3 protein-coding genes are annotated in these 14,085 nt (G+C 36.6%); all 3 read left to right on the forward strand.

All coding sequences use genetic code 11. The features are described 5' to 3' along the window. Window positions 1-2 precede the first annotated feature (2 nt). The 3 genes from MK119_RS15465 (at window position 3) to MK119_RS15475 (ending at window position 14,084) form a co-directional block, all read left to right on the forward strand. Window positions 3-7,892, forward strand: coding sequence for a non-ribosomal peptide synthetase (locus tag MK119_RS15465; RefSeq protein ID WP_290680422.1), 7,890 nt, complete (start codon window positions 3-5; stop codon window positions 7,890-7,892). After that, window positions 7,889-12,622, forward strand: a complete 4,734-nt coding sequence (locus MK119_RS15470) for a non-ribosomal peptide synthetase (protein ID WP_290680424.1) — start codon at window positions 7,889-7,891, stop codon at window positions 12,620-12,622. The genes MK119_RS15465 and MK119_RS15470 overlap by 4 nt, the downstream gene beginning before the upstream one ends. Window positions 12,623-12,725: 103 nt before the next feature. Next, window positions 12,726-14,084 carry an aspartate aminotransferase family protein gene (locus tag MK119_RS15475; RefSeq protein WP_290680426.1) on the forward strand — a complete coding sequence of 453 codons (1,359 nt, stop codon included), beginning with the start codon at window positions 12,726-12,728 and terminating at the stop codon, window positions 14,082-14,084. Window position 14,085 lies beyond the last annotated feature (1 nt).

The raw sequence follows: 14,085 nt of genomic DNA on the forward strand, positions 1-14,085 counted from the left end.
AAATGTTACAGCTTATAAACAAACTCAAAGAAGCTAATATTGATGTATTAGTTAAAGGGAACGATCTTGAATTACACTTTGATCAAGCTGAAATTAGTCCTGAATTGTTACAAGAATTAAAAGAAAACAAGCAGGAGTTAATTCAATTCTTAAAAAAATACAAAGTTGATGCTGAAAATAATGCCATTAAAGCAATTGACGAAGCTGAAAACTATGAATTGTCTGATTCACAAAAAAGATTATGGATTGTGAGTCAAACAGTAGAAGGTTCTACAGCGTATAATATGCCAACGCATAAGCATGTAGCACGTATTGAAGATGTTGAAAGTTTCGAAAAAGCATTGACTACAGTCGTAGAAAGACATGAAATTTTACGTACGGTATTCAGAAAAGATACCAATGGTGAAATCAAACAATGGATTTTACCAACAGCGCAAGTATCATGCACAGTAACGCAAAAAGACTTTAGTAACGAAGCCGATGCACAAACTGCTGCACTTGCGTATGCAAAAGAAGATGCTTTCAAACCATTTGATTTAGAAAATGGACCTCTATTTAAGGTAAGCTTATTGAAAGTTTCAGACAATCATACTATTTTATATTATAATATGCATCACATCATTAGTGATGGTTGGTCAATGGATGTTTTAGGTAGAGAATTAATGGCAAGCTACCAAGCATTCAAAGCTGGAAAAACACCAGAATTACCTGAACTTCCAATTCAATACAAAGACTATGCTGCATGGCAATTGACACAGTTGGAAGGTGAGTCGTTACAAGAAGATAGAGCGTACTGGACCGATAAACTTTCGGGCCAATTACCAGTGCTAAACTTACCAAGTACACTCACAAGACCATTAGTAAAAACATTCAATGGGAACAGTTTAGGAACGTACATTAGTGAAAAAACAGTTCAAAAACTACGCAGCTACACCAAACAAGAAAATGGAAGTCTTTTCATGGGATTATTAGGTGTACTCAACGTTTTATTATACAAATACACAGGACAAAAAGACATCGTAATTGGTACAGCAACTGCAGGAAGAGAACACGCAGATTTAGAAAACCAAATAGGTTTTTACATCAATACTTTACCATTGCGAAGTCAAGTAAACGAGGATGCTTCATTTAGCTCATTCTTTACCGATGTAAAAGAAACAACGTTGACAGCGTACAAGCACCAATCATATCCGTTTGATCGTCTAGTAAAAGACCTTGACGTGATGCGTGATGCTTCAAGAAGTATGGTGTTCGACACGATGATTACCTATCAAAACATCGGAGATCGTTCCAAAAAAGCAATCAGCAGTGACGTAGATATTGATGCCATTACAGACTTAGGTAGCTGTATTGCTAAATTGGATATCTCAATTTTCTTTGAAGAATTAGGAGATATGTTATCTATGATGATTAGCTACAATGCGGATGTGTATGAAGCTTCTATGATTGAAAAATTCATGAGAAGTTTCAAAACATTATTAGATACTGTAGTTGAAAATCCAGAAGCACAAATTAACAAACTACAATACATTTCAGAAAGCGAAGTACAAACCTTAGTAACTGCATTTAATGATACTGACGTTGCGTACGATACGCCAGAAACGTTCGTAGCTAATTTCCAGGCACAAGTTGCACAAACACCAGACAGTGTAGCCTTGTCATTTAAAGGGAAAGAGTTTACGTTTAGCGAATTAGATGCAAAATCAAATCAACTAGCAAACTGCTTAATAGAAGAACTTTCTATTGCAAAAGGCGACATCATTGGTGTACAAATGGATCATGACGAATGGTTAATGATTTCTGTACTTGCCGTTCTAAAAGCAGGAGCGGTATATGTGCCGATCAATCCAGAACTGCCAGAAGCAAGCAAAGAACACATTGCTACTGATACGAGTATGAGACTATTAATGTCTACGGCATACTACGCATTTGAATTGGATTACTTTGATGGTGACACTTTCATCATCGACTTAGAATATACAGAAGACGAATTTGAAACTACTCCAGTTGCTGTTGAACTTACAAAAGACGACTTGGCATACATGATCTTTACATCAGGTTCTACAGGAAAGCCTAAAGGTGTAATGATTGCAAATGGTTCTTTTGTGAATTACCTAAATTGGGCAAAAGCAACCTATAAAACAAAAGAATTACAAAACTTTGACTTCGGATTCTTTACATCCATTTCGTTCGATTTGACAATTACAAGTATGTTTTTACCTCTTGTAAGCGGAAGTGCGGTACGTGTATTGGAAAAAGAAACCAACGTATTAGAAACATTACGAACCTATTTGGAAAGCAATATTTCTTGCATCAAACTAACGCCTGCACACATCAGTCTATTAAAAGACGCGACAGATCTAAATACAAGTGTACAAATGGCAATTGTTGGTGGAGAAGCAATGCAAAATCATCACGTAGAAATTTTACGTTCGTTGAATCCTGAAATGAGAATTTACAACGAATACGGTCCAACAGAAGCAACAGTTGGATGTGTAGTACGTGAAATTACAACTACAGACGAAAAAATACTCATTGGAACACCAATTGCCAATACGCAGATCTTCATCTTAGATGAGAATAAAAATCTTGTGACCTCTGGAGTAGAAGGCGAAATGTATATCGGAGGAAAAGGTCTAGCAAAAGGCTATCTAAACCGTCCTGAACTTACCGCAGAAAAATTTGTACAAAGTCCTTTTGATGCAAATGAAACACTATACAAAACAGGTGATATCGCTAGATGGGATGAGACTGGAAATATAGATTACATCGGAAGAGTTGACAATCAAGTAAAAATCAAAGGATACCGAATTGAATTAGGTGAAATTGAAGCGAAAATGTCATCTAAACAAAATATCAAGCAAGCAGTTGTAACGGTATTGGAATATAAGTTCGAGAAAGTAATCGCAGCTTACTATGCGACTTCAGATACAACTGAATCCGTTGACAAGTCTGAATTACGTGAAGCGTTGAGCAAGGAATTGCCATCGTACATGCTTCCAAATTACTTTATCGAATTGGATGAAATTCCATTAACGTCAAATGGTAAAGTTGCTGTATCTGAATTGCCAGGCATCACAGAAGACGATGTTATCAAAGAAACATACATCGCACCAAACACAGAAGAAGAAAGAATATTAGCTTCTGTTTGGGAAGAGATTTTAGGAAGAGATCAAATCAGTATCAAAGACAATTTCTACAATCTTGGAGGTGACTCTATTAAATCGATTCAAATTGGTTCTCGCTTGAATCAATTAGGATACAAATTAGGTGTAGAGCACATGCTGAAAAATCCAGTATTGGAAGATTTAGCAAAATACTTAGAAGTAAATCTAAGAGTTGCAGATCAGGCGACGGTTTCTGGAGAAGTTGCATTGACACCAATTCAGCACTTCTTCTTCAGCGAGCCATCCATTCCAGTAGTGGAACATTTCAATCAATCAGTACTATTAAAAAGTCCAGATGCAGTAGATACCGAAATAATTTCGAGATGCATTGCAGACTTAGTATCACATCACGATGCCTTACGTATGGTATGTGGTCAAGAAGATGGCGTATGGGTTCAAACAAACAAACCAATGTCCGACGATGCGTATGAAGTACTATTCTACGATCTTACTGATACAGAAGATGCGTTGGCAGAAATGAGACGTTTAGGCAATGAAATACAATCTACTATTGACTTAGCAAACGGACCATTATTAAGAGTTGGACATTTCAGACTTGCAGATGGAGATCGTTTCGCGTTTATCCTACATCACTTAGTAGTAGATGGTGTTTCTTGGCGAATCATTTTAGAAGACTTTACCACACTATTTGAAGCATATACGCAAGATGAAACAGCAGAATTGCCATTAAAAACAGATTCTTTCCAATTGTGGAGTTCAAAACTGCAAGTATATGCGACCAGCGAAAAAATGCAAAAAGAACGCAGCTATTGGGAAGCTGTGTGTGAAAACGAAATTGCACCAATTCCAGCTAATGAAGGTGTAGATACAAGTCTATTCAAATATGATGATACCGTATCATTCGAATTAAATACAGAAATTACAGAATTGCTCTTATCAAGAGTACACGGTGTATACAATACAGAAATCAACGATTTACTATTAGCTTCTTTAGGACTCGCCGTACAAAATACATTCGGACTTGACCAAGCCGTTGTAAAAATGGAAGGTCATGGTAGAGAAGATATCTTAGAAAATGTTGACATCAACAGAACGGTAGGTTGGTTTACATCAGTTTATCCTTTCGTAGTTGATGTTGCGAATTGTGAAGATAACAATGACGCTTTAATTCAAGTAAAAGAAGACTTACGCAAAATACCAAACAAAGGAGTTGGGTATGGCATCTTAAAATACTTAACTGAAGACTTTACAGCGAACATTCAGCCATCAATCGTATTCAACTATCTAGGAGATTTTGGAGCGACACAGGAAAAATTCGAAAACAAAAAACTACAACAAGCCAATGAAAGTATCGGAATTGGAATTTCCAAAGAAAATGGAAGCGATACCTTGTTAAGTGTTTTTGGAATGATTGGTTCTGGTCAACTGCAAATTTCAGTAGATTTCCAAAAAGGAAGCATTGACAAAGACAAAGTGCAAGCGTTGATGGATGCATATAAGTTGAACTTAACAAAATTCATTTACGAATTATCAAAAGAAGAAAAATCGTATCTAACAGCATCTGATGTAACCTATAAAAACTTATCAAAAGGAGTATTAGCAAAACTCAATGCAGAAAATACGCTTGAAGACATCTACGAACTATCTCCATTACAACAAGGTATGTATTACCACTGGAAAAGAGATACAAGTACTACACAATATTTTGAGCAAATAACCTACCGATTAAAAACCAACAAATTGCCTATCGATGCGGTACAAGAAGCCTTTAAGCAATTGGTGGCTAGACATACAATTTTACGTACGAGTTTCACAGATGAATTCGATGGAACCTTATTACAAATAGTTCATAAAACAGTTGCAGAAGCATTCGAATTTGAACAATTTGACGGTGAAGCAACGACACAAAATATTGAAGCATACGTAAAACGTGTAAAAGCAGAAGACAATCAAAGAGGTTTTGCCTTAAATGTGCCATCTCAAATGCGCTTAACACTATTACAACTCACAGAAGATTCATTTGAGTTTATCTGGAGTTTCCACCACATACTTATGGATGGTTGGTGTGTAAGCATGCTGATCAATGAGTTCTATCAAATACTCAATAGCATCATCAATGGACAATCGGTTGCACTATCAAAACCACTACCATATTCTGACTATATCAAGTGGTTAGACAATGTAGACAAAGAAACATCCTTAAGTTACTGGGATACTTATGTGTCTGGTTACAATGATATTGCAGAAGTTCCTTTCGAATTGCAAGAAGTAGATGAAACTGCCTTCAATAAAATTCACGAATTATTAATGTTTGAGGGCGAATCATACCAAAAAATCAAGGAATTATGTAGCACATTAGCAATCACGCAAAACACATTCATTCAAGGAGTTTGGGGATATCTTTTATCAAGATATAACAATGCAAAAGATGTGATCTATGGAACGATTGTTTCTGGTAGACCAACAGATTTACTAGGTGTAGAAAGCATGATAGGATTATTCATCAATACAATTCCTGTTCGTGTGCAATACGGAAGTGAAGACACACCTGAAAGCTTATTGAAAAAGCTTCAAATAACAGCGGCTGAAGGAAATTCGCATCACTATGTGGGACTTTCTGAAATTCTATCGCGTCAAACATCTATAGAAAACTTTATCAATCACATTCTCGTATTTGAAAACTATCCATTACAAGATACCATCAAAGAGGATTTGGAAAGCACAAAATCTGAAGCACTCGAATTAGAAGTAGAAGCAATGAATGTTTCGGAACGTAGTAACTACGACTTTGAAATCATTGCTGCTCCAGGAAAAGATTCGTTAGGAATTAAATTTGAGTACAACTCAAGTAGATATGATACCGAACTCATTAAAGAATTAGCAAAACACTTTGCTACTGTAGCAAATCAGTTCTGTGAGGCGGCTTCGCAACCGTTAGAAGATATCAATATCATTTCGGTAGAAGAAGAAGCGAAATTGTTATATGAATTCAACGATACCAAAGTAGCATATCCATCTACAACAATCGAAGATGTATTTACGAAACAAGCAACTGAAACACCAGATGCGGTAGCGGTTTCTTATAAAGATACACAAGTAAGTTACAGCGAATTAGAATCACGTTCTAATGAATTTGCCAACTTCTTACAATCACAATACGATGTAGAAAAAGGAGATGTAGTAGCTGTATTATTGGAAAGAAGTGACAATTTGCCAGCAGTGATCTTAGGAACACTCAAAGCAGGTGCCGCATACTTACCATTAGATCCAGCATATCCACAAGAGCGATTGGATTTTGTAAAACAAGATAGCAACTTTAAAGTAGCAATTACGGATGAGGTGTTAACTGCTTTCCTTTCGGAAGAATCGCGAAGCGAGGAGAGACAAATGGTAGCTACTTCTCCAGAAGATGTAGCGTACATCATGTACACGTCGGGAAGTACAGGAACACCGAAAGCAGTATTAGTTCCGCATAAAAGCGTGGTGCGCTTGGTAAAAGGAGCAAACTACTATGAATTCTCAACTTCAGACAAGTTAATCTCAACAGGAGCTTTCTCCTTTGATGCAACAACATTTGAATATTGGGGAATGTTACTCAATGGAGGTGAATTGATACTTTGCGATCAGGATACACTATTACAAAACAACGCTTTAGCAGAAGAAATCAAAACGCGAGGCGTCAATGTGATGTGGTTTACAGCAGGCTGGGGCAATCAGTTAATTGACGACAACATCGAAATCTTTGAAGGATTAAAAACGGTGTTGATGGGAGGTGAAAAACTATCTCCAAGTCATATGCAAAAACTAAGAAGTCAATATCCAACACTTCAAATAGTAAACGGATACGGTCCAACAGAGAATACAACATTCTCATTAACCTATGACATCAAAGAAGTTACGGATATCATTCCTATCGGAAAACCAATCAGCAACAGTACAGCATACATCTTAAACGATAAACAGCAATTACAACCTGTTGGAGTTATTGGAGAAATTTACTTAGGAGGTGACGGATTGGCAAAAGGGTATCTAAACGATGCTGAAAAAACTGCGAGTAAATTCATTGAAAACCCATACAGAGAAGGAGAAAAAATCTATAAATCAGGCGATCTTGGTATGTGGCTTCCAGACGGAAACATTCTCTACATGGGAAGAAATGACAATCAAATAAAAATTAGAGGTCATAGAATTGAGCTTGGAGAAATAGAACAAGTTTTACAAGCACAAGAAACAATTGCACAAGTTGCGGTAGCAGTGAAAACGCTTGACCAAGACAAAACAATTGTGGCGTACATACTTCCACAAAGTGAATCCATTGATAAGGAAACATTAAAAAGCGAAATGAAAGCAATGTTGCCAGACTATATGGTTCCAAATCATTTTGTTGAAGTAACAGAAATGCCTTTAAACGCAAATGGAAAAGTAGATTACAAAGCACTTCCTGAATTGCAAGAAGCAGACATGATTCGCACAGAATATGTGGAAGCTTCTACAGAAACAGAAAAGCAATTGGTAGATATCTGGAAAAACTTACTACAACTTGAAAAAGTAGGAATCAAAGACAACTTCTTCGATGTAGGTGGACACAGTATCAAAGCCATTAAAATGAGCCACGATATAAGTACTGTATTTGAACTAGAAGTAAGTATCAAAAACATATTCATATATCCAACAATTGAGCAGTTAGCTGCACAAATTGACATTGCTAAAAAACAGCAAGAAGCCATTACTTCAAACACAGAATTAAACGAAATAGAAATATGATAGATTTTATTAAAAATCTTTCGGATCAAGGTATATATCTACGCTTAAAGGACGGCAAATTAAAGCTGTCCTTTGAGGGTGATATGAACCCTGATATTTTACAATCTGTAAAAGCAAAGAAAGAAGAAATAATTTCGTACCTAGAAAATCATAGCTTAGAAGCTGTTGCTGAAAGTAATACAATTGAATCAGTACAAACTGAAGACAACAGCTACCCAATTTCTGACGCACAGCGTAGACTTTGGGTATTAAGTCAATATGATGGCGGATCGGTGGCGTACAACATCCCATCGAGCATTCCGATGCCAGGCGAATACGATATTGAAAGCTTACAAAAAGCAATCAATGCCGTAATAGATCGTCATGAAATTCTCCGTACCGTATTCAGAGAAGACGAAAATGGAGAAGTAAAACAATGGGTTTTAAACAGAGAAGACATTCACTTTAATATTGAATACAAAGATTTTAGAAATGAAACAGACAAGGCAATTGCAGTAGAGAACTATATCAGAGAAAATTCTTCTAAAGAATTTGACTTGGTCAATGGACCTTTACTACGTGTAGCATTAATTCAAACGCAAGACAAAGAATATGTATTCTATTACAACATGCATCACATCATCAGTGACGGATGGTCTATGGAAATCTTGCGAGAAAATATCATGGTATACTATGAAGCGTTTGTTTCTAATACAACACCAGCAATTGCTGACTTAAGTGTGCAATACAAAGACTATGCTTCGTGGCAATTAAAACAACTAGAAACAGAAACATTTCAAAAGCATAAATCGTATTGGCTCAACAGCTTATCAGGAAAACTTCCTGTATTAGATATGCCAAGCACGAAACTAAGACCAAAAATACAAACCTACAACGGATATGTATTAAACACATTTATAGACACTAAAACAAGTAACCTTTTAAGAGCATACTCCAAAGAAAATGGTGGAAGCTTATTTATCAGCTTACTAGCAGTATTTAAAGTCTTACTGTATAAATATACCAATCAGAAAGACATTATCATTGGGAGTCCAGTAGCAGGAAGAGAACATACCAACTTACAAGATCAAATAGGATTCTATGTAAATACACTAGCATTACGAAATCAAATAGATCCAACGGAAAGCTTCAACACATTTTACAAACGTATCAAACAAAATACCTTAGAAGCTTACAACCATCAAATGTATCCATTTGACAGATTGGTTGAAGATTTAAAAATAAAAAAAGATGTTACCAGAGGAACCATTTTTGACTTAATGTTGGTACTTCAAAACAATGGAGAAAATCGTGTAGAACTTGGCTTTTCAGAAGAACAACTCAATACAGTCATTGAATTAGGACACTCAAGAGCAAAATTTGATCTCAGCGCTACGTTTGAAGAAATGGGCGTAAATATTTCGTTTGATTTAGAATACAACACAGACATTTACGATAAAGAAATCATCGAGCGAATGATGCAGCATTACAAAAAGCTCATGCGCTCATTACTTACACAACCAAACGAAAGCATTTCTCAAATTGATTTTGTTTCAGAACAAGAAAAACAAATACTTACTTCAGTATTTAACAATACCGAAGCAGACTATCCAACCAATAATACCATTGTTGACGTATTCAAAGCACAAGTGCAAAAAACACCAAACAACATCGCACTTGTCTTTGAAAACTGTCAGCTGACCTACAAACAATTAGACGAAAAATCGAATCAACTTGCACGTTTCTTAGCAGCAAACTATGAAATCAATACGGAAGATTTTATTTCAATTCAGCTAGACAGAAGCGAATGGATGATTGTCGCAATACTAGCCGTACTAAAAACAGGAGCAGCGTATGTTCCGGTACAACCAGACTATCCGCAAGAGCGAATCGATTACATAGAAAAAGACACGCAATGCAAAGCGATTATCAATCAAGCCTTACTTGCTCAGTTTCAAGCAGGACAATATAGTTCAGCTCCTGTAGAAGTGACGGTACAGCCAGAAAATCTAGCGTATATCATCTATACGTCAGGGAGTACAGGCACACCAAAAGGTGTTATGCTTGAGCACAAAACAGTTGTCAACTTAGCATACGCACAAATCCAAGAATTTGGCATCACCGCAGAAGAAAACATCTTACAATCATCAAGCATTACGTTTGATGCTTCGGTAGAACAAATGTTCATCGCATTGCTAAGTGGCGCTAAATTAAGTGTTGCGAGTAAAGCATTGCTCTTAGACACAGAACGTTTAGCTGATTACATAGAAAACAATGCCATCACACACATTCACAGTGTGCCAAGTTTCTTAAAACTCATTCCGAGAAGAAACTACAGTGCACTCAAAAGAGTAATTTCTGGTGGAGATAATTGTTCGGTCGAATTGGCAAAATCGTGGGCACAAAACAACGTACGTTTTTACAATGAATACGGACCAACAGAAACAACAATCACAGCGATAGAATCATACTATACGGAAGATATGGTTGCCAGACGCGGTGATATGCCGATTGGAAAGCCATTATCAAACTATAGAGTCTATATCTTAGATGAATTCCTAAACATAGCACCTGTAGGTGTTATGGGAGAAATTTGTATCAGTGGCGATGTATTGGCAAGAGGATATTTAAACCTACCTGAAGTTACCGCAGAAAAATTTATAGACAATCCTTTTGAAAACGGGAAAAAGCTATACAAAACGGGCGATTTAGGAAAGTGGATGGACGATGGCAGTATTGAATTTATCGGTCGAAAAGACAATCAAGTCAAAGTTAGAGGATACCGAATAGAATTAGGCGAAATCGAAGATGCATTAACGCAAATACAAACCATCAAATCAACAGTTGTATTAGCTAAAGAAACGCTAGCTGGTGAAAAAGAATTGGTTGCTTACTTTACGTCAGATACTGAATTTACCTCAGAAGATTTGCGCGACGAATTAAACAAAAAGTTACCAAACTACATGATTCCTGCGTATTATGTACAACTAGAAGAGTTTCCATTAACTGCAACAGGAAAAATAGATCGTAAAAATCTACCAAATCCTAAAAATGCAAACCTTTCTAGCGGAGACGAATATGTTGCCCCTAGAAACGAAATGGAAACACAAATCGTTGACATATGGCAAGAAATATTACAGTTAGATAAAGTCGGCGTTGAAGAAGACTTCTTCCGACTAGGCGCTAGTAGTTTAAAGTCGATTCGACTGGTAAACATGTACAACAAAATATTTGGCGTAAAAGTATCCTTAAAAGATATCTTCAGTTATACAGATATTGAGTCACATGTACGTTTGATCAAATCGTCGAAGCAAGAAAAATACATTGAAATAGAAAAAGTAGCCGAGGCGAAAAACTATCCAATCTCATTTGAGCAAAAACGAATTTGGTTACTATCACAAGACGATAAAGTATCCATCGCATACAACATGCCAACAACGCTTGAGTTTGAAGGCGAAATGAATTTGGAATACTTTGAAAGAGCAGTTAGAAAAGTGCTGGAACGACACGAAGCTTTGCGAACCGTATTCAGAGAAGAGGAAGAAGGCGATGTAAAACAGTGGATTATTCCAATGGAAGAGTTCAAGTTTACAATAGACTATAAAAACTTACAAGAGGAAAAATACCAATTCGTAGATGTAGAAGCCTATCTAAAAGCAAAGTTTTATACACCTTTCGATTTACAAAACGGACCGTTAGTACGTGTCGGATTTTTTCAGATAGAAGCCAACAAATTCATCCTATACTATTGCATGCATCACTTAATCAACGATGGTGCATCTATGGAAATATTGGGCGATGAAGTTTCTAGATACTATCAGCTTATTGAAGATGGAAAATCAATTGAAGAAACTCCACTGCGTATTCAATACAAAGACTATGTGGCGTGGCAATTGAAAATGTTTGAAACGGACGCTGTCAATGATATCTCTGACTATTGGAAAGAAACCTTCCAAAACAAAGTCAACAAAGTGCATTTGCCATTTGAAAAGAAAAGACCAGAAAACTTTCAATCGAATGGAAACATTATCCAATTTGAGCTGACTAAAGAAATCAAAGATGGTTTGCAACAAATGGCAACGAATTTTGATGGAAGTATGTATATCTCGTCTATATTCTTAATAAACACCTTATTATATCAATATCTAGGCGATCAAAATATTATGGTTGGTTCTTCATTCTCAACTAGAACACACGAAGAACTCACTAGACAAATTGGTTTCTATGTAAATAATTTGCCAGTAGTGGCAAAAGCAGAAGCTTCATTGAGCTTGCAAGACTTTTACAATCAAATCAAAAATACGGTACTCACCATCAACTCAAACGCATGGTATCCGTTAGAAAAAGTGATTGAAGATGCAAACTATACCTATGATGCATCCTACTCAGGATTGTTCAATGTATTGGTAGAATATCATACAAAAAATGGAACTACTGAACTCACGGATGAAGAAGTATTTTACAATGAAACTCAATACACGTACAATGTACCATGTCAATTTGATATCTCGTTAGAATTCTTTGAAAACGATCAAAAAATATCGTGTGTGTTAACCTACAACAATACGCTTTATGACGAGTCTCAAATAGAATTACTAAAAGACAGACTCGAAAAAATCGCGGAAACACTCACACAAAGTATCGAAACATTGGATACACTCACACTTGGAAGCTTCCAATACGAAGAGACATTCGAGCCAGACATGGATTTTTCAGATGCACTATTTGCATCCCTAGAAGAAAATTTCTAATCAAAAAAACACATACAAATTGATGCGGTCATTTCACAAATGACAAGGGAAACCTTTCGCAAAACCGAAAGAAAATTTATTAACTACAAAAAAGCTATTCATTATGATTAAACCATTAATTCATTCAATGGCTGTGTGTCCTGATATGACTAGATCTTATCAAAAAATCACACATGGAAAAGGTGTCTACTTATACGACACCAACGGAAAAAGATATTTAGATGCCTCTTCAGGTTCTTCTTCAGTGTCTAATATTGGACATGGTAGAGAAGAAATGGTGGAAATCATGGCAGATCAAGTATCAAAAATTACAGTATTACCTACACATGCCTTCAACAGCGATGTTGTAGAAGGGTATTTGCAACGACTCACAGAGTTTGCACCAGAAGGCTTCACCAAAGCTTGGACCGTAATGAGCGGAACAGAAGCAGTGGAAAATGCTATCAAACTGGCGCTACAATACCATCAATTACGAGGCGATAATGCACGTTTCAAAATTATTTCACGCTGGAATACCTATCACGGAAATTCAGTCTTTACTTTAGATGTGGGTGGAATGAAAATGCGTCGCGGATTGTACGAACAATGGTTGCACAATTTCCCGCATATCTCTTCTGCGTATAGCTATCGAAAACCAGCAGACCTTTCGGAAGAAGAGTACACACAAACACTCTTAGAAGAGTTTGAAAACACGGTGATACGAACAGGGCCAGAAACAGTTGCAGCATTCATTGCCGAACCTGTAATTGCAGCCGCAATGGGCGCAGTACCACCACCGAAAAACTACTTCAAAGGTATCAAGTATATCTGTGAAAAATACGGAATCCTATACATCTCTGATGAAATCTTATCAGGATTTGGACGAACAGGTGAAAACTTCGGAATCAATAACTTCGGAATTGTTCCAGACATCATTGCAGCAGGAAAAGGAATCAGCGGAGGCTACTTCCCACTATCTGCAGTCATTGCTTCCGAAAAAGTAGTACAGCCATTAATTGATACCAAATCAGCATTCTTGGGCGGACACACCTTTGCATGTAATCCAATGGGAGCTAGAGTTGGAAATCAAGTACTAGACATCATGGAGCGCGAGCAATTAGTAGCACGATCAAAATACATGGGGAAACTATTCAAACAAAAACTAGAATCACTCTATGAATTTGACATCGTAGGCGATGTACGCGGAGTAGGACTCCAATGCGGAGTAGAATTGGTACAAGACAAAGTTACCAAAGCACCTTTCCCACCAGAAATGAAACTCTCCAAACAAATTGGTTACAAAGCCATTGAAAAAGGAGTGGTTTTATATCCTGGAAGTGGATCAGTAGACGGAAAAGCGGGCGATCACATCTTGATCACGCCGCCATTAACTATCAAAGAAGAACAATTAGACGAAATCGTAGATGTAATGAGAGACTGTTTAATAGAAGTAACAGTAGCATCTAAAAAATTAGCAATATAAA

Origin of the sequence: Kordia sp. (assembly GCF_022447245.1) — a bacterium.
Taxonomy (GTDB): domain Bacteria; phylum Bacteroidota; class Bacteroidia; order Flavobacteriales; family Flavobacteriaceae; genus Kordia.